At 50.6% G+C, this 17865-nt stretch carries 24 protein-coding genes; 7 read left to right on the forward strand and 17 right to left on the reverse strand.

The annotated features are described in order from the left end of the window. From flgK to HGT71_RS11400, 10 genes are read right to left on the reverse strand one after another with little or no spacing between them, the layout of a single operon-like run. Positions 1–1332, reverse strand: coding sequence for a flagellar hook-associated protein FlgK (gene flgK, locus HGT71_RS11355; RefSeq protein WP_214217883.1), 1332 nt, complete (start codon positions 1330–1332; stop codon positions 1–3). Further along, on the reverse strand, positions 1332–1703 hold the full coding sequence (locus HGT71_RS11360) for a rod-binding protein (protein WP_214217886.1): 372 nt from the start codon (positions 1701–1703) through the stop codon (positions 1332–1334). Before HGT71_RS11360 ends, flgK begins: the two co-directional genes overlap by 1 nt. Further along, positions 1700–2800 (reverse strand): flagellar basal body P-ring protein FlgI, encoded by a 1101-nt coding sequence (locus HGT71_RS11365; protein WP_338327776.1) that lies wholly within the window; start codon positions 2798–2800, stop codon positions 1700–1702. Before HGT71_RS11365 ends, HGT71_RS11360 begins: the two co-directional genes overlap by 4 nt. A gap of 10 nt (positions 2801–2810) precedes the next feature. Beyond that, positions 2811–3479 carry a flagellar basal body L-ring protein FlgH gene (gene flgH / locus HGT71_RS11370; protein WP_214217888.1) on the reverse strand — a complete coding sequence of 223 codons (669 nt, stop codon included), beginning with the start codon at positions 3477–3479 and terminating at the stop codon, positions 2811–2813. An 8-nt stretch (positions 3480–3487) separates the two neighbouring features. After that, positions 3488–4273: a flagellar basal-body rod protein FlgG gene (gene flgG / locus HGT71_RS11375; protein WP_214217889.1), complete on the reverse strand. Its 786-nt coding sequence runs from the start codon at positions 4271–4273 to the stop codon at positions 3488–3490. Between the two features lie 13 nt (positions 4274–4286). Continuing rightward, positions 4287–5018 carry a flagellar basal-body rod protein FlgF gene (gene flgF, locus HGT71_RS11380; RefSeq protein WP_214217891.1) on the reverse strand — a complete coding sequence of 244 codons (732 nt, stop codon included), beginning with the start codon at positions 5016–5018 and terminating at the stop codon, positions 4287–4289. Further along, on the reverse strand, positions 5018–5788 hold the full coding sequence (locus HGT71_RS11385; RefSeq protein ID WP_214217892.1) for a flagellar hook basal-body protein: 771 nt from the start codon (positions 5786–5788) through the stop codon (positions 5018–5020). Before HGT71_RS11385 ends, flgF begins: the two co-directional genes overlap by 1 nt. A 28-nt stretch (positions 5789–5816) precedes the next feature. Further along, a complete protein-coding gene (locus HGT71_RS11390) occupies positions 5817–6476 on the reverse strand; it encodes a flagellar hook capping FlgD N-terminal domain-containing protein (protein WP_214217894.1) in 660 nt (219 codons plus the stop codon). Continuing rightward, positions 6476–6895, reverse strand: a complete 420-nt coding sequence (gene flgC, locus HGT71_RS11395) for a flagellar basal body rod protein FlgC (RefSeq protein WP_048911223.1) — start codon at positions 6893–6895, stop codon at positions 6476–6478. Before flgC ends, HGT71_RS11390 begins: the two co-directional genes overlap by 1 nt. A gap of 15 nt (positions 6896–6910) precedes the next feature. Beyond that, entirely contained in the window at positions 6911–7261 is a 351-nt protein-coding gene (locus HGT71_RS11400; protein WP_048911222.1) for a flagellar basal body protein, read from the reverse strand. Positions 7262–7358: 97 nt separating this feature from the next. Between HGT71_RS11400 and flgA the strand changes: the two genes are divergently transcribed. The 3 genes from flgA (at position 7359) to flgN (ending at position 8899) form a co-directional block, all read left to right on the forward strand. Further along, complete coding sequence (gene flgA / locus HGT71_RS11405) at positions 7359–8114, forward strand: flagellar basal body P-ring formation chaperone FlgA (protein WP_214217896.1); 756 nt, start codon at positions 7359–7361, stop codon at positions 8112–8114. 66 nt (positions 8115–8180) lie between these two features. Then, the gene (flgM, locus tag HGT71_RS11410; protein ID WP_214217898.1) at positions 8181–8459 is read left to right on the forward strand and encodes a flagellar biosynthesis anti-sigma factor FlgM; all 279 of its coding nucleotides are present in this window, start codon (positions 8181–8183) and stop codon (positions 8457–8459) included. After that, positions 8456–8899 (forward strand): flagellar protein FlgN, encoded by a 444-nt coding sequence (gene flgN, locus HGT71_RS11415; protein ID WP_214217900.1) that lies wholly within the window; start codon positions 8456–8458, stop codon positions 8897–8899. The genes flgM and flgN overlap by 4 nt, the downstream gene beginning before the upstream one ends. Here flgN and HGT71_RS11420 read toward each other — a convergent pair. The 7 genes from HGT71_RS11420 to HGT71_RS11450 are packed head-to-tail and all read right to left on the reverse strand — an operon-like array spanning position 8896 to position 15246. Beyond that, positions 8896–9321: a flagellar FliJ family protein gene (locus HGT71_RS11420; RefSeq protein ID WP_214217902.1), complete on the reverse strand. Its 426-nt coding sequence runs from the start codon at positions 9319–9321 to the stop codon at positions 8896–8898. The two genes, flgN and HGT71_RS11420, sit on opposite strands and share 4 nt — an antisense overlap. Next, entirely contained in the window at positions 9318–10634 is a 1317-nt protein-coding gene (locus tag HGT71_RS11425) for a FliI/YscN family ATPase (RefSeq protein ID WP_214217904.1), read from the reverse strand. Before HGT71_RS11425 ends, HGT71_RS11420 begins: the two co-directional genes overlap by 4 nt. Then, a complete protein-coding gene (locus HGT71_RS11430) occupies positions 10631–11308 on the reverse strand; it encodes a FliH/SctL family protein (RefSeq protein WP_214217906.1) in 678 nt (225 codons plus the stop codon). The genes HGT71_RS11425 and HGT71_RS11430 overlap by 4 nt, the downstream gene beginning before the upstream one ends. A gap of 10 nt (positions 11309–11318) precedes the next feature. Next, positions 11319–12350: a FliG C-terminal domain-containing protein gene (locus HGT71_RS11435; protein ID WP_099823083.1), complete on the reverse strand. Its 1032-nt coding sequence runs from the start codon at positions 12348–12350 to the stop codon at positions 11319–11321. After that, on the reverse strand, positions 12325–13905 hold the full coding sequence (fliF, locus tag HGT71_RS11440; protein WP_214217907.1) for a flagellar basal-body MS-ring/collar protein FliF: 1581 nt from the start codon (positions 13903–13905) through the stop codon (positions 12325–12327). Before fliF ends, HGT71_RS11435 begins: the two co-directional genes overlap by 26 nt. Before the next feature lie 12 nt (positions 13906–13917). Continuing rightward, positions 13918–14232 carry a flagellar hook-basal body complex protein FliE gene (fliE, locus tag HGT71_RS11445; RefSeq protein ID WP_214217909.1) on the reverse strand — a complete coding sequence of 105 codons (315 nt, stop codon included), beginning with the start codon at positions 14230–14232 and terminating at the stop codon, positions 13918–13920. 21 nt (positions 14233–14253) lie between these two features. Next, positions 14254–15246, reverse strand: a complete 993-nt coding sequence (locus tag HGT71_RS11450) for a sigma-54 interaction domain-containing protein (protein ID WP_214217911.1) — start codon at positions 15244–15246, stop codon at positions 14254–14256. Between the two features lie 356 nt (positions 15247–15602). Between HGT71_RS11450 and HGT71_RS11455 the strand changes: the two genes are divergently transcribed. The 4 genes from HGT71_RS11455 to fliQ are packed head-to-tail and all read left to right on the forward strand — an operon-like array spanning position 15603 to position 17861. Beyond that, the gene (locus tag HGT71_RS11455) at positions 15603–16454 is read left to right on the forward strand and encodes a FliM/FliN family flagellar motor switch protein (RefSeq protein WP_214217913.1); all 852 of its coding nucleotides are present in this window, start codon (positions 15603–15605) and stop codon (positions 16452–16454) included. A 6-nt stretch (positions 16455–16460) separates the two neighbouring features. Then, complete coding sequence (locus tag HGT71_RS11460) at positions 16461–16841, forward strand: FliM/FliN family flagellar motor switch protein (protein ID WP_214217915.1); 381 nt, start codon at positions 16461–16463, stop codon at positions 16839–16841. Beyond that, positions 16838–17587, forward strand: a complete 750-nt coding sequence (gene fliP / locus HGT71_RS11465; protein WP_099823077.1) for a flagellar type III secretion system pore protein FliP — start codon at positions 16838–16840, stop codon at positions 17585–17587. Before HGT71_RS11460 ends, fliP begins: the two co-directional genes overlap by 4 nt. A gap of 1 nt (position 17588) precedes the next feature. Further along, a complete protein-coding gene (fliQ, locus tag HGT71_RS11470) occupies positions 17589–17861 on the forward strand; it encodes a flagellar biosynthesis protein FliQ (RefSeq protein ID WP_048911218.1) in 273 nt (90 codons plus the stop codon). Positions 17862–17865 lie beyond the last annotated feature (4 nt).

The raw sequence follows: 17865 nt of genomic DNA on the forward strand, positions 1-17865 counted from the left end.
CTAGCTAAACAGCGTTAAGAGTTCGCTGAATAGCTGGTTGCCTACTGACATAACCTTCATATTGGCTTGGTAAGATTGTAGGTAGGTTTGCAGGTTTACGGCTTCTTCGTCTTTATTCACCGCACTTAAATTGTCACGTTGCTGCTGCCACTGCTGGTTGACGGCAGTGGCCACCGCGAGTTGATTACTGCTCTGGCTATTTGCCAAGGCTAAGTGGCTGGTGATCGCCGTGGCCTGCTCCGTAACGCCGCTTGTCGTTTGCAACCCGCTTAACGTTGTAAGATTACCGCCGTTCGCGGGCGTGGTTTTATCAAGCGATAGTCCCAACTGTGCGGGAGTTAAGTCGGTGGTCGCAAGTCGGGCCACCCCTGCGCTATCTGTTGAGACAGTGAACAACGCCTTACCCTGATCACCTTGTAAGTCATAGCCGCTAGCCAAGGTATTATTAACCTGCTCACTCACCGAGTGCATCAAGCCCGTCACCTGCGTTTGTAACGGTGAAAGCACCTGCTGTTGATAGTCATACAAGGCCCCCAGCTGTCCACCCATGGCCGTGGATAAGGTTGATGACGTTTGCCCCATACGGCTCTGTAATTGCGCGTTCCCTTGCGTATCCGTACTGGAAGACAGCACCGCCGCTTGGTTTCCCTCAACCAATGTCGCCCCTTGAGTGGTTAAGGTATAGCTGCCGGTTTCGCTTTTCTCGACCGATATCGCAATCAATCCACTCAGTGTCTTAACCTGTTGGTCACGCTGGTCCTGTAAACTATTGCTCTCGGCACCGGCCCCCAAACGCGAAATCTGCTGGTTAAGGTCCGCAATTTGTGAGGAGAGTTGATTGACTTGCACAAGCGTAGACTGCTGTTGTTGGCCTATACTGGTCTGCTGATCGGCAAGATTCTGACTGGTTTGCGATAAACCATTGGCTAAACTGGTCGCGCTACTGATCAGTTGCTGCCGATACGCCGTCGAGTCGGGCTGAGTGGTGAGTGCACTGACCGAGTTAAAAAAGCTGGTTAGCAGCGTCGACGGCTGTGTTGTGCTAGAAGAGATAACCTTTTCTAATGAGGTTCCCCAGCTGTTTAACGACTGGTAATACCCCACCGCACTCTGGGTATGCCATAAGGCTTGATTGAGTGTTTGATCCGTAATACGGCTAGCATCGCTCGTCTTTACCCCATTGCCAAGATTGCCCACCACCGATGCTGTTTGCGTGATCACTTGACGGGAATAGCCTGCCGTTTGCTGATTAGCAATATTTCCGGCGCTGACTGAGAGCTGGCTCTGCGCGGCCTGCGCACCTTGGGCGGCAATAGTAAAAAGGTTCATCATCAGCGTTGATCCCTAAATTTCTGTTCTACCGAGTCAGAACGACCGCTGGGGTCGATTTCTGAAGGGGTCGTCTTAGGAGAAAGCTGTTTGACGATCATTTCAGCTAAGCCAGTAGAGTGGGTCGCCGCCAGATTGGCACTCAATTGGTCATCGTAAAAGTCACGCCATAAAGCCTGCTGCTTACTGTCCACTGGCGAGTCTTTCACTAATGCATCCGTTGCATGACGCATCTCTTTAATCATCTGTCTAAGAAATTGATTTTCGAACTGCTCAGCCGCTTGCGATAAGTTGTGCGGCTTTTGCTGGGTACCGATATCGCCAGGTAGCAGAGCTTCACCCAGGCCAAGTGATCCGGTTAATGAAATTGTCATATCACCACCAATTCCGCGTCTAACGCACCAGCTTCATGCAAGGCTTGAAGAATCGACATAATATCGTCCGGTGTTGCACCCAGACCATTTAAGGCATTGACAATACTGCGTAGCGTGGTCGCGGTCGGGATCACCACACTATGACCATTGCCTTGGTTAACCCTGAGTTCACTTTGCGGCGTAACTGCCGTGCGACCGTTACTCAATGGCCCCGGTTGGCTGACGGCGTTTGACTCGCGGATGGTCACCGTTAAGCTGCCATGGGAGACCGCCGCAGCGTGGACCACCACATTCTCGCCAATGACGACCGTACCGGTACGCGAGTTAAACACGACACGCGGCGACATTTTGCCTGGCGTCACCTCTATATCTTCCAAAGCAGACATAAAGGCGACTCGGCTGCCCGGACTAAGCGGGGCCTTGACGGCGATACGCGTTGCACTCTCAGCTGTCGCGGTGCCATAGCCGAAGTTTTGATTCAGCGCGGTAGCGATATTGTTGGCGGTCTTAAACTCGGGACGATGGAGGTTAAGATAGACCTGATCATTACTCTGAAAGTCCGTCGCGATTTCTCGCTCGACGGTCGCCCCATTGGGAATCAACCCGGCGGTCGGTGTATTAATGGTGATACTTGAGCCGCTATTGCCTTGAGCTTGCATCCCGCCGACCACCACACTTCCTTGGGCCAGCGCATAGATTTCGCCATCGGCTCCTCGAAGTTGCGCTAAGAGCAACGTGCCACCGCGTAAGCTTTTCGCATCGCCGATCGATGAGACGGTCACATCAATCGATTGACCTCGACTGTAACCGGGTGGTAACACCGCACTGACGGCCACTGCCGCGACATTCTTAACCTTAGGATCAATTTTGGCGGGTAACTGTACCCCAAATTGACGCAGCATATTCGTCACGGATTGGTTGGTAAAGCGGACCTGGTTTTTATCCCCCGTTCCATCCAGCCCCACCACTAAACTGTAACCAATAAGCTGGTTGCCGCGGATACCTTCAACATCAACCAGATCGCCTAGACGCGCAGCGAAGACGCAGGTGGGAAAGAGTAACGATAGCCAGAGCCAGCATGGAAGTCGATAACGCACTAAAAACCCCTTACATTGGGAAAAGTGGATGATTAAAGAAGCGCGTAAGCCACCCGGCGCTGTTGGCATCGCTCAATGCCCCACGTCCGGCATAGGAGATGCGTGCGTTGGCAATACGTTGCGAATTCACTGAGTTATCACGGTCGATATCATCTGCGCGAACCAAGCCGGTGATGCGGATATATTCATCCCCTTGATTGAGGGTCAACCACTTCTCCCCACGTATCACCAACACACCGTTAGCCAGTACTCGGTAAACGGCCACCGAAATAAAGCCCTTCAAGCTATTTTGTTGTTGTGAGCTACCATTGCCATTGAAGGTCCGATCGCCGTCCACGGAGGCAGAAAGACTGTTTACCGAGTGACCGAATACATTCGGGATACCGAAAGTTGTATCATTTTTCTTATCGAAGCCGGTCTTCGCCTGCTTGCTGGCTTGCGTCGCTTCATCCAATCTAACCGTCAGAATATCGCCAACGCGATAGGCGCGTCTGTCTTGCGTCAATGACCAATTAAAGCCAGTGGTAAATACGCCACCCCCATGATTGGTGGGCGTCGGCGCTAAAATTTCATCCGGTGGTGCGTAGGCTTCATCATCTTTTTTAACTAAATAGGGCGAGCTTTCGCATCCTGAGAGTAAAAAAGCCATAGCGATCATCACGAGTAACGGGTAGCGCATTGTCTTTCCTATAGCGTTTGAGTGACAAATTTCAGCATATCGTCCGCTGCGGAGACCATTTTGGCGTTCATCTCGTAGGCACGCTGTACCGTGATCATATCCACCATCTCTTCCACCACTTGCACGTTAGATCCCTCCAGCGCGCCTTGCTCCAACTGCCCTAAGCCATCTTCGCCGGGTGTTCCTTCTGTCGGTTCGCCGCTGGCCGCGGTCTGCTGATAGAGGTTATCGCCCTGCGCCGCTAGCCCGGCGGGATTCATAAAGTTAACCAGCGTCAGCTGTCCTAACTCTTCGGGATCGGTTTGACCGGCAACCGTCGCACGCACCGTGCCATCTTTTCCAATCTGGATATCCGTGGTATTAGCGGGAATATCAATTTGCGGTTGCAGGGGCAATCCTTGCGACGTGGTGAGTACCCCATCTTGATTACGCTGGAAATTTCCCGCGCGGGTATAACCGATATCGCCATTGGCCAGTTGTACTTGAAAAAAACCCTCGCCGGTAATGGCGACATCTAATTTTTGTCCGGTATTTTGGATATTCCCGACACTGAATTCTTTTTGCGTGCCAATAATTTTTACGCCTGTTCCGTATTGCGTACCGATGGGGGTATTGTCTTGCTGATCGAGTGGGCTACCCGGGGCGCGTTGGTTTTGATAGAACAGATCCGCGAATAAGGTACGGTCTTTTTTAAACGCCGTAGTATTCACGTTGGCTAAGTTGTTGGAAATAGAGGTCAGACGCGCATCTTGAGCGCTGAGGCCGGTTTTACTTATCCATAATGCTGGATTCATTCTTTACGCTCGCTTAACTATTTCTCAGTAGCTGATTGCCCGCTGACGCTAAGTCGTCGGCGGTCTTCATCATTTTGATCTGTGCTTCGAATTGACGGTTGATCGCCATGCTCGCCAGCATTTCACCGATTGCCGAGACATTCGATCCTTCCAGGTGTCCGGATGCGAGGCTTATTGTTTCATCCACTGGATTCGTGCGATTACGGCTTACCAGCAGACCTTGCTCGTTTTTCGAAAGGCTCGCCGCCGCCGGGCTGGCTAACTTGATGCGATCAACCTCGATTGGCGTGGTATTACCACTCTCTTGCGGCACAATTGAAATAATCCCGTCCGCACCGATACTGACCGAAGAAAAAGGGGGTAAAACAATAGGGCCGTTATCACCGGCGACCGGATAGCCATGTGCAAACATTTGCCCTTGTTGGTCGACCATTAGCTGGCCATCACGCGTATAGGCTTCACCCTTCGGGGTAATCAGCGTGAGATAACCATGGCCTTGAATGGCCACATCGAGATTGCGCCCTGTTGACTGGATTGCCCCCGAGGTCAAATCCACCCCAGAAGGCTGCTCTGCGCTCAATATGCGAGTTTCGTTCTCTCGCTGTGACAACGCTTGCTGCTGAGCCAAGGCGAAATCTGCGCGAAATCCTTCGGTGTTGACGTTGGCCAAGTTATTGGCGTGGATTTGCTGCTGCTGCTGCGCCACATTCGCCCCGCTGAGCGCGGTATAAAGTAATCTGTCCATTAGATAGCTTGGAACAGGGCAGTAAACATGCTGCTGTCGGTACTAATCACTTTGGTATTGGCTTGGTAATTACGCTGCGCACTCATCAAGTTCACCAGTTCACTGGTTAAATCGACGTTCGAGGATTCGAGAGAGCCGTTATGTAAGCTGCCCAGTACGCCCGTCTGGGCCACTCCAAATTGTGCCGCACCTGAACCTTCGGTAGCTCGCCATAAGGTACCGTCCTCAGGCTCCAACTGGTCCATATTGGCAAAGCTGGCAAGTGCGACTTGACCTACCGTGGCCGTCTCACCGTTGCTATAGGTCGCCTGAACATTGCCTTTTTCATCGAGATTAACGTCACTTAAGGTGCCATTATTACGAGTTGAAGGAATCATTATGGACGAGACGGCACCGGTAGTGGTTTCCGCTGGGTAGCCTTGATATTGCAGTCCCGCGTTATTGACTAAGTAGCCGTCTTTATCCACTTGTACATACCCCGCGCGGCTAAATTTTTGGCTACCATTGGTATCTTGTAAGGCAAAAAAGCCTTTGCCACTGATGGCTAAATCCAAACCACTGGAACCACTGATGACCGATCCGTTAGTATTTAAGCTTTGCTGAACACCTTGATCCAGCACGCCATTCCCTTTGCCGTTGACGTATAATGCCGAAAAATTTTCGCGACCAGACTTATAGCCCACCGTGTCAGCATTAGCGATATTGTTTGAGATGGTATCTAGCTGAGCACTGACCGCATTCAGCCCACGAATCGCAATATTAAAACTCATCTTTAATGTCCTTAAACGAAATCGAAGGCTATGCCATCGTAAATTGGGTAATAGTGCTGTAATTAACGTCGCCAATTCCCTGCAAACTCAAGACTGGATCACTGCCAGAAAGCGGAAAACGTACCGCTTTCACCGTCCCTAGAAGCTCGGTAGAGAGGTTAGTTTGATTATTATCAGTCGTGGCACTCAGGCTATAAGCGCCCGCTGGAAGCCCCATTGCCTGTGGATCGACAGTAAAACTCATATCACCCGCCGACGCTGCGCCGAGGGAAAGGGGGTAGCTATTACCGGCCGAATCTTTCAGCGTTAAGGTGACCTGCGATGCGGCATGAGCCAGCGTTAGCCGACCTGTGACTGCGGTTGTGCCATCCGTCGATAATTGGTCTGTCGCCACCATCACTTTTTGTCCGGTTAACGCGCCGATGCTCTGTTTTTGTAACGAGCTGACTTGCCGAGAAGTGCTGGTCATCAGGCTTGAAATGCTATCCATGGACTGTACTTGGCTTAATTGTGCCAATTGGCTGACATACTCTTTGCCGTCCGTAGGATTAGTCGGGTCTTGGTTTTTTATCTGCGCCACCAGAAGCTGTAAAAACATATCGCTAATTTGACTGTTACCGCTGGTCGAGGTGGTCGTGCCACTGGTGCTGGCAGTGGCGGTCGTCGTTGCGCTATTACTGATATTCATTAGGTCACCTCGCCGAGGCGTAATAAGCTTTGCTGCATACTTTTAACGTTAGTCAGCACATCAACATTGGTTTCGAAGCTACGGCTGGCTGACATCATATCCGCCATCTGATCGACCGTATTGATTGCCGGATAATAGACATAGCCTTGCTCATCCGCTAAAGGATGATTCGGTTCGAAGCGGGCGACAGAACCAGGCTGCTGGCGGATTGCCGTGACAGCAACACTCTCTCCTGCACTCACCTCTGATGAGGCTTGGCTCATTACCGCGCTAAAAACAGGAACGCGCGCCTGATAGACACTGTCTGCCGACGAGGCTGGCGTATCAGCGTTCGCCAAATTACTGGCAACAGTATTTAAGCGAATCATTTGTGCATTCATTGCCGAACCGGCAATTTGATAAATCGCATTAAATCCCATCATCACTCCTCTTCATCAGCTTTTCCCTTCGATGGCCTTTTGCAGGCTCGCTAACTGCATCGAAAGGAACGATAAACTCACCTGAAAACTCTGGCTATTACTGGCAAAGGCCGCTTGCTCGGTATGCAATTCGACCGTGTTACCGTCCGCCCCGATTTGCTGAGGGACGCGGTACAGCACCTGCGCCGGTTGAGAGGTCATCTCTGTACGCTGTCGTTGCATTTCAGCCGAAAAATCAATATCTTTGGCTTGATAATTTGGCGTATCCGTATTCGCTAAATTGCTGCTTAAAATTTCAGACCGTTGTAATCGTAAGTCGATGGCCTGCACGCTATTGCCTAACGCACGGCTGAAAGATATGCTCATTAAAAGAAGCCCTATTCTTAATCCCTGAAACCGTTAAGCAATTTCTATGCCAATAAATAAATTATTTTTTTGGTTTATATTTCAGGGAGTTAAATCTATGCCGATCATAATGAGGAAACGCGACTTCCGCTTTCGCCGCCTCGCCATGTTGACGTTCTGCACAAGTCTTATCGGGACCTGGGCTAACCTTGCCTGCGCAGCGCTGCCGATTGAGAAGCAAGCGACGCAATGGATCGATCAGCAGATCCAACAAGTAGGGCTACAGCAAGGGTGGCAATCAGTGAGCAGTAGCGCCAGCGTACAACTGTTCAATGCCAATCACCACGTATCCCCCTGTAGCACTCCTCTCGTCTTCACGGCGCCGTTACTCCCTCAGTCGCCGACCCGCTTCCCGCTGGTTATCAGCTGTCAATCGACCAATGGTCCGTGGAAAATAAGGGCGCAGGCTAATGTTGAAATACATCTGGCTGCCGTGGTGGCAGTCAGCGCGTTACCCGCCGGGACGACCTTATCGGCCGCTGATGTGCAGGTCATGCCGGTGGTGCTCAAACCCGGGGCACGGGTTAGCGTGATAACGCAAATCGAGGCGGCGCAACAGATGACGCTTAAGCGAGCCGTAACCGCAGGGCAACCCTTGACCGCCCTGCTCCTTAGCTCGCCTACACTCATCCATCGCAATCAAGCGGTTACCCTGGTTATCCAGCAAGAGGGGCTTGAGTTAACGACAGGTGGGGTCGCCTTACAGAATGGCAGCAAAGGCGAGACGATTCGCGTCAAAAATAGTGGCAGCGGCCGAATCATCAGCGGAACGGTGAGGGATGCTCAACAGGTACTGATCCGTATAATTGAATAAAAATGATGAGATGACTTAATTTCTCCGCTCCACGAGTCGTTGTAAGTCATAAATGGAGATTTTTTTATGATAAAACTAACCCCAACCTTGTCCAATGACCGAGTCAGCATCGCTTCGACTCAGCCGGTGAAAACCGAGAGCCGTGACAACGTTGCGCCGTCGAAAATATCTTCGCCCTCGACCGAACAGACGCTCACGCAGGCGCGTGACCAGTTGGCACAACTGCCTGAGGTAGATCTCGATAAGGTTGCCGAAGTCAAAGCGGCCTTGAGCCGAGGTGAAATTGGACTCGATAGCGAGGCTCTCGCTCACTCTATGCTCGCGTTCTTTCAGAGGTCGGAATGAAACGGATCGATATTGTTCGCCAGCTCGTGGCCGATTTGCTGGATGATCACCAACATTTTCAGCGGATCGAAACCCTGCTCTCCGCGCAGCGCCAAGCCATTATCAGCTTTACGCCTTCACAGCTTGAAAGCCACACTGAACAGCTGATGGAACATTATCGACACATTCACCAACACGCTCAGCAACGTATTCGGGGCTTACAACAGCTATCTTTAAGTGCCGATCAGCATGGCATGCGCCAGCTACTCGAAAGCCTTGCGCCTGCGGCACAGCAGCATTTGCTCACGATCTGGCGCGATCTCCCCACGCAATTACAGCGTTGCCAGCACGCGAATAATGCTAATCAACAACTTCTCGAGATGCAGCACAGCCTCTTTACCGAATGGTTGCCTGAAACTGACCCCGCCGCTTGGCTTTATCATCCCGATAGCCTAGGCTAAGCTTTTCGACCAAAACGCAACGCTGCGACGTCGTCATTCACCTTTTGGTCCTGCTGCTGCTGTTGCTTCTCCCGAGTCTCGGTTACCCCTTGGCAGTACTGCTCAAGTTGTTTTTCTTGACGATGGCTGGCGATAAGCTGGGCTTGTCGTCGCGCTAATTCCTGCTCCGCAGACTGACATTGTTGCTGTTGCCACTGATATAACCGCCGCAGTTCTTGCACATAATTCTCGTGGTTTCGTAATGCAAGACCACTGCTCATCGAAGGGATGGGGGAATCGATAAAGTGCTGTAAGGTGTTCAACTTATTACGCATCTGTTGTACGTGGTGAAGCTGTGCGTTGACCTGTTGTTGGCACCTTGTTCGACGCTGCAGCCTTAAGCGCTCTAGCGCCTTGAGCTGGGCTGGGAGGGGAGTACTCATCGATCACCCTGCATAACCGTGGTGAGTTCCTGCAAACTCTGGCTAAGCGGGCTTAACTGTTGATCCGCTTGCTGCAAGAATTGCGTGATCGCCGGGGCGAATTGCATCGCCCGGTCAACGTCGGGATCGGCGCCCGCAACATATCCCCCTAGGGCAATCATCGGCTTGATCTCCTGATAACGACTGTAATGCTGCTTAAATCCTCGCGCTAAATCACGATGCTCCGCAGTGGTCACTAATCCCATGCAACGGCTTACGGATTGAGCAATGTCGATAGCCGGAAAATGCCCCATTTCCGCTAAGGTTCGCGACAAGACAATATGCCCGTCCAAGACAGCTCGAGCGGCATCGACGATAGGATCTTGCTGATCATCCCCCTCTGCCAATACCGTGTAAATCGCCGTTAAGCTCCCCTCGCTATCACTATTGCCAGCTGTTTCCACTAAGCGTGGGATCAACGAGAAGACGGACGCTGGATAGCCCTTAGTTGCCGGCGCTTCACCAAGAGAGAGGGCGATCTCGCGCTGTGCCATGGCATAGCGGGTGAGCGAGTCGATCATCAATAATACGTGATAACCTTGATCGCGAAAAAAGGCGGCGATGGCATGACAAAGCTCCGTCGCTTTTAAGCGCATCAAGGGGCTTTCATCGGCGGGAGCGGCCACCACAACGGCCTTTTTTAACCCCTCTTCCCCAAGTGTGTGCAACAGGAACTCATTAACTTCTCGACCGCGCTCACCAATTAGTCCAACGACGACTATTTGTGCATCCGTGGCGCGAGCCATCATACCGAGTAACACGCTTTTGCCCACACCGCTTCCGGCCATTAGGCCTACCCGTTGACCCCGCCCTAAGGTTAACAAACCATTAATCGCGCGAATCCCGACATCTAGGGGAGCGGAGATGGGGCGACGTCGTAACGCCGAGATGGACGGTAAATGGCGAGGAAGCGTCGCACTGCCGGTGACAGGGCCTTTCTCATCAATAGGTTCCCCTAATCCATTGACCACACGCCCCAACCACGCCAGCCCTAGGCTTAACCTTGGATGCTGAGTAGAGGGCAGCACCCTCGCCCCACTCCTTAATCCTGTCAGACTATGAAGCGGCATTAAATACGTGAGTTCACGGTTGAAGCCAACCACTTCAGCGATCACCCTTTTTTTATCGACGGTTTCGACTTCACAGCGCTCGCCAATCGCTAGCGGGCAGCCGCTGACTTCCATTAATAACCCAGTGACCCGACATAATTTGCCAAAATCTTGGCTTAACGGAATGGCCCCGAGTGAAGAGAGGGCGCGTTCGAGTCCCTTCATTCTTCGTTACTCGTGGGGGTGAGACTCTGTTCAAGCGTGGCTAAACAACTCTCAAGCCGTTGCTGACAGCCCAGATCAAAATGCTGCTCCGCCGTATCAATAACACACTCTCCACGAGGAAGATCCGACTGGGGTTGCAGCTTCCATAGGTCGATTTTCTCTGGGGCCAACCGTTGTAAGGCGTGATAATCCGCCTCAGCCACTCTCACGGTAAAGGTTGCGGCAACCAACTGCTCCTCAGCCACTTTTTCCTCGATCCATGTCAGTAATAGCTCAGGTTGCGTCGCCATCTCGTGTTGGATGACCAGCCCTGCTATACGGGTCACTAAGGCTAAGGTCGCCTCTTTTTGCTGCTGTTCGGCGTGAAGGGTGAAATGGTTGAGTGCCTCAACCAGGTTGGTTATCGGTGAGCTGGCTTGCTCGAATAACGCCTTACTGCTCGCCATACCTGACGCGTAGCCTTGCTCGTAGCCTTGCTGTGTGCCTTGTTCAAGTCCCTGCGCAACGCCTTGCGCATGCCCTTCTGCCAAACCTTGCTGGAAGCCGGCCTGCTTCGCTTCGTCGATCAGTGAATGACTCGCGACGGTTTCACTCGCCTTATCGGGCTCTTCGACCGAAAACGCCTCATCAGTGTGTAACGCGGGAAACCGGTAAGGGATTGGGGTTTTACTCATCGTCTATCCACTATTCGACCGTACGCTCGGCGTACATTTGAAGGGTAATTTCACCCTCTTCCGCTAGTTGGCGGAGTGTCGCCATAATATCCCGTCGTACCTGTTCAATTCGGCTGATAGGGATCGGCCCTAATCGCGTAGAGGTTTGTTCCAATTGCCCCACTTGGCGTTTAGGCATGATGCTGAACAATGCATCACGCAGCACCGGCTCGGCACCTTTCAATGCGATGGCCCACTCTTCAAGCGAAACCTCGTCGAACAGACGCTGTAAGGTCTCTTCGCTTTGACGGCTCAAGATGAAGAATTCATACATTTGGTCTTCGAGTGCCTTGAATAAGTCAGCATCGTGCTGTTTCATCTGCTCGAGTAATTGATTCTGCTGAGCCGGCAGACGATTAATGATATTTGCCGCATGGCGTGCGCCGGTAATGCGTGAGCCATGTTCGGAGATCGTGGTAATCCCGCGTTCGATCAACCGATCCAGTTCGGCAATCACATCGCGGTTAATGTCGTCTAGCCGCGCAATCTTGAACAGGATGTTATCTTGCTGCGCGTGGGGTTGCATCGCGAGAACCTCAGCCGCCACATCGGGGGGAAGAAAGGCTAAAAAGATCGCTTGCAGTTGAACATGTTCTTGGCTAATTAAGGCTGACAGCTGTGAGGTATCCACCCACTGTAACCGTGCCATACGGTAGCGTATCGCATCGCCGTAAATATGGTTCATCACGCTGGTCGCGATCTCTTGGCCCAGTGACTTTTGCAAAATAGTCTGTAAATAAGCGCGCGATCCGCCATGGATACCACTTTGCTGACGGTAATCATCGAAGAAGTGATTAAGCGCCTGATGGGCCTGCGACACTTTGACACCCTGTAGTCGTGCCATCGTTTCACTCAATACAATCACCTCCTCTCGGGAGAGCTTTTGCATCACCTGCGAAGCGGCATCCTCGCCAATACTGAGCAGAAGGATAGCGGCCTGCTCGACACTGTTACGTTGTCGGGTAAGCAAGGAGACGTTAGACGTTGTCGCGGGATCGGTCATTGCTGTTTATCCACTGTTTGATCACTTCAGCCACGCGGTCAGTTTCATTCGCCGCCAGCTGTTGTAAATAACTTACTTTATCTTCGATGCCCGACGCACGAGGGGGCAGGTCGGCTTCATTGTCAAACTGATGTTTTTCACCCCCCGCCGCCGCCGTTTGGTCGGCATTAACGACATTATCCTTGGCTAAGGCCCCCGATCGCGCGCCCATAACACTTTTCATCGCCGGACGTAGAACAAAGAGGATCATCAGAATCACGACTGCTCCGACCCCTCCCCAAATCGCCCAAAATTGGATATCCGGTTGTTGCCACCAGCTTAGGGTGGGAACGGACAGGGGGGCAGGAACGACAAAAGCAAGCTTATCAAGGGTTAAGGTATCGCCCCGCTTAGCGTCCAATCCGGCGGCATTTTCAAGCAAGCTTTTAAGCTGATCCAGCTGACTTTCCGACATTTTAGCTACCGTATCGGTGCCCGTATTCAACGCCACCGCAATCTGTAATCTGGCCAATTGTTGAACCGGATAGTTAATATGTTTGATTTGGTGGTCGTAGGCGTATTTACGTTGCGTTTGGCTAACGGAACGTTGGGATTTCTGCGGTTCTGCGCTATTTGATGTCTCAGTAGTGGGGCGATTGCTCAAGGTGCCTGGTACGCCAGTTGCCGCCGCTTGATCGCTGCTATCATTGTTGACTTGCTCTTCGAGTACCTTGGGATCGCCTTGATAGGTCTCTTGGGTTTCTTCGGTACGACGAAAATCGATCTCTGGCATCACCGTGACACGGTAATTCTTTTGCCCGACGGCTGAATCAAGCAGTTGCGTTAAGTTCTGAGTAATAGGTTGGCTGATGCTACGAATACTATCCGGTGAGATACTGGCGGTATCTTGCGTGGCTTCATTCAGTAGTGCACCAGTTTGGTCGACAATATGAATATTACTCGCCGTTAATCCTGGAACACTGCCGGCCACCAGCTGCGTTATCGCCCGAACTTGCTGGCCGGTTAAACGAATACCGGGTGCCAAGGTCACCAATACTGAGGCACTGCTTGCCGGTTGAGTGGACAGTACAAAACCGCTTTCGGCTTGAATCCCCAGATGTACCCGAGCCTCCTCAACCCCTTGCAGTGACATAATACTGCGTGCCAACTCCCCCTCTAACCCACGTTGATAGCGGATATTTTGGATATATTGGCTGGCCCCCAGAACTTCATCTTTATCCATTAGCTCGAAACCGGGCGCGACGATCGGCTGGATATTCTTACTCGCCAAGACCATCCTAGCTCGAGCTAACAGTTTATCGGCAACTAAGACTTGGCCATTATCAGGATTAATACGAAAATCGATCTGTTCCGCGGCTAATGCACTGGCAACAGCATCATTGGGGACGCGCTGATGGGCGCCGTACAACGGCACATAATCTACCTGGCCACGCCATAATGTCGCGACGATAATCAGGGTTAACACCCCCCCAGCGGTGGCAAGTACCCACGGTTTTTTTAATAACTCTGGGGTGAGATTGCGTTTTGCAAACCACGCGCTAAATGAATCAAACATGATGGCTCCGCATCAGAGAGGGGTATTTAAGATGTCGTCTAGCGCACTCGTCAACTTGTTGCGCACTTGCAGTAACGCACTAAAGCTAATATTCGCTTGTTGGCTGGCGACCATTGCCCCCGCCAAATCGTCACTTTGACCGGCGTTGATTGCTTGCTGCTGTTCACTTGCCGCGACCTGCAATTGATTCACCTGTCCAATCGCGTCAGCCAGTACCGACTGAAAACTTTCGTTAGTATGATTTGCTGGCATAACAGGGGTTTGCGGGAAACGTTCTCCCCCCTGAAGGGCGGGGGAAAATAGTGAAAAGGTGGGATCAATACTCATTTATCCATTCCTCCAAGGGAATTAACGACATAAACCGGCTTGACGCATTGAGCTAAGGCGGTAACGTAACGCTCGCGGCGTAATGCCAAGCTTTTCGGCGGTCAACGTTTTGTTGCCGTTAAACTGTTTGAGGACGTCCAACACATATTGTTGTTCCACCTGCTTACCTAAGTCTCTAATTGCCGGAATACTGTCGACCCCGCTGGTCGATATTGTTTGCGGTGGGCATGTCTCAGGTAGTCCAAGATCTTCACTGGTCAGGCTAGCGCCCTGGCAGAGGATCAGACCGCGCTGCACTTTATTTTCCAGTTCTCGAACATTACCGGGCCAGTCATAGCGCAGTAATGCCTGTTTAACCGAGGCAGGAACCGTAATCTCTGATGAGGTAAACGCCCGATACTTCTGCATAAAATGATTCACTAAAGGCAGAATATCTTCAGGGCGTTCGCGTAACGGCGCAATGGTAATGGGTAAAACGGCGAGTCGATAGAAAAGATCTTGCCGAAACCGCCCTTCTTTCACCGCGAGCGGAATATCTTGGTGTGTCGCTGCAATCACTCTGACGTTAAGCTTAATACGCCGAGTGCTTCCCAGCCGCTCGACTTCCTGCTCTTGCAAGACTCGCAGTAGCTTAACTTGCAGTGCTAATGGCATATCCCCAATTTCATCGAGGAGTAAGGTTCCACCGTTCGCTTGTTCGAATTTGCCGGGCATGGTTTGAACAGCCCCCGTAAAGGCACCCTTCTCATAACCAAACAAGGTAGCCTCTAATAAACTTTCGGGGATAGCCGCGCAGTTAACGCCGATATAGGGTGCGGAGGCCGCTGCGCCGAATTGTTGTCGATGGATGTAACGAGCAATACACTCTTTGCCGGTGCCCGATTCACCGTAAATCAGCACAGGCACACTCACCTTGGCTATTTTTTCAGCTAGGCGTAAAGTGTCGATACTCTTTGCAGCGCATGAAATAAGATCAGCATCAGCAGTATTTATCCCAGAAGAATAAGTACTCATTGATATTTCCCAAGTGTAAAGTAAATGTTTTGCTAATTTTTATTTATATTTAAAATTAACAATGACAAATTTATCTGTTCGATTTATAGGCAAACCTCTACGTAAGAGGACACTTTTCTTGTTTATAATTTATTATTATTGGCGATAATTTATTCATAAACAGGTCTTCTTGCCGGATATCGCCGGATTTCTGACCGAAAATCGATGTTTTTTAGATCAATTTTCCGGAATCTTCTGATACAAATCTAAACAAAACCCTTGCAAGCCGCAACCAATATCTCATAATATTATTAATAATTCCTTATGAAATGCTTAGTATTGCTTATCAGATACAGCATCAGAACGCCGGACAGAACATGGTTTTCGCTAAAGATACACTGAAAAAACTAAACATTGACGGCGAGGATAACGTGCTACCTCTGGCGGTCAGTCAGCTTGGTAAGCCTTGGCATAAGCTCGCAGAACATATTAATAAAAATTATGATAATTTCGATGCGAGCGTCAGTCGTTATTTTTTAAATAAATTCAGAATTAATACTTCGCTAGCTAATATTATTTTTTCTATCGAAGAAAATAAGAAATGCCACCAACTTTATTCCTGCTCTGCTGGAAAAATAGCCTTCGAAATAGACCGACCTTTATTACTGACATTATTAAATGACTTTTATGGCGTCACCGATAGCGCTGACCTGAACGAGACGAATGAGATCACTCAGACAGAGTTACGGTTGCAAGAGCGGCTTGGAGATGAGATCAGTCAAATATTTTTGACGCCCGAGGTGGTTGGGTTACCTATTCGCTTACAGCCCCATCATAACCAGCAACACAGCCATTGGGCTTGGTCTCTCTCCTTTCAACTTCGCAGCTACCCACAAGGTGTCATCACGTTACATTTTGATCATCAACTGATTGATCAGATGTTAAGTGGTTTACGCCAAGAGAATGAACAGCCTGTGCACACGACTCTATCCGGCGACCAGTTGGAACGTCAATTGCGGCGGGTTCCCTTTACCTTAACGGCCCAGCTGGCGAGTGTTGAAACAACGCTGGAACGCCTGCTGTCCTTACAGGTTGAAGAGGTTTTGCCTATTTTTCTGAATGAGTCAGTGCCGGTTATTTTAGGCGATGAAGTCCTCTTCCAAGCTAAAGTTTCTGAGCATCAAGGTCAGCTCGTCTTGTCAGATTTTATTGATCATTACAGCAGGTAACGCAGTATGAACTACGATAATAATACGACGCCGTCCGCGTTTAATTTGGACGATATTCACTTGGATGATCTTAGCCCGCAAGTGACAGATACCGGCTCACCTACCGACTACGCACAACAAAAAGCCGATGAGCGTAAACGGCAGCTTTTTAACCGAATTCCCCTTACCTTAACGCTTGAAGTGGCCTCGGTGAATGTCTCCCTCGCCGAGTTATTGGCGATCGATAACAGTTCAGTCATTGAATTAAATAAGATGGCAGGAGAGCCGCTTGATTTAAAAGTTAACGGCGTGCTGTTTGGTAAAGCCGAGGTCGTGGTGGTAAATGATAAGTATGGCTTACGTATTATCGAGTTTACTGGACAATCGTTGAGTGATCTAACGTCATGAAGCTGACTGCCAACGCTGGTTGCTTTCTGGCCAGTATCGGGCTGTTAGCCTCTGCCCCACTCTTTGCCGCCGAACCAGGATTAACCCTGTTCAGTACACAAGCGGCCAATGGTTCACAGCAATTTAGTGTCAATATTGAAGTGCTGGTGCTGATGACCCTGCTCGGTTTATTGCCGATCATGGTATTGATGATGACCAGTTTTACCCGCTTTATTATCGTGTTAGCGATTTTGCGCCAAGCATTAGGGTTACAGCAAACGCCGCCGAACAAAGTTCTCACGGGTATCGCACTATGTCTTACTTTGTTGGTGATGCGCCCCGTTTGGACCACCATCAATCAACAGGCTTTTCAGCCTTATCAAGCACAACAGATTTCATTAACCGATGCCCTGCAGCGCGCCAGTGACCCTTTGAAGAAATTTATGCTCGCGCAAACCAGTAAACCAGCGCTCGCGCAGATTATGAGTATCGCGAAAGTCAGCGGTAATCCCGAAGATCAGGATCTTACGATCATCACCCCCGCTTATCTGCTGAGTGAGCTAAAAACCGCCTTCCAGATTGGCTTTATGATCTATCTGCCTTTCTTGGTTATCGACCTGATCGTCTCGAGTATTTTGATGGCGATGGGGATGATGATGCTATCGCCTATGGTCGTCTCCTTACCCTTTAAACTGCTGCTGTTTGTTTTATGTGATGGGTGGACATTAATTACCGGTACGCTTACACACAGTATTCAGGGGTTTTAAGATGTTTACGCTGGATAGTATTAGCGATCAGATGGGAGGTGCCATTCAACTGGTCCTGCTCATTTCAGCCGTCATTATCTTGCCCGGTCTCGTCGTCGGCCTTTGTGTCAGTATCTTCCAAGCGGCGACACAAATTAACGAACAGACGCTCAGTTTTCTACCGCGATTAGTGGTGACACTCCTGGTATTAATCGTCGCGGGGAAGTGGATATTGATCAAATTGATCGATTTTACGGAGTTATTGTTCCATCAAGCGGGTTCCCTGACTGGGTAGCAGC

Origin of the sequence: Rosenbergiella epipactidis (assembly GCF_018494055.1) — a bacterium.
In the GTDB taxonomy this organism is placed as follows: Bacteria; Pseudomonadota; Gammaproteobacteria; order Enterobacterales; family Enterobacteriaceae; genus Rosenbergiella; species Rosenbergiella epipactidis.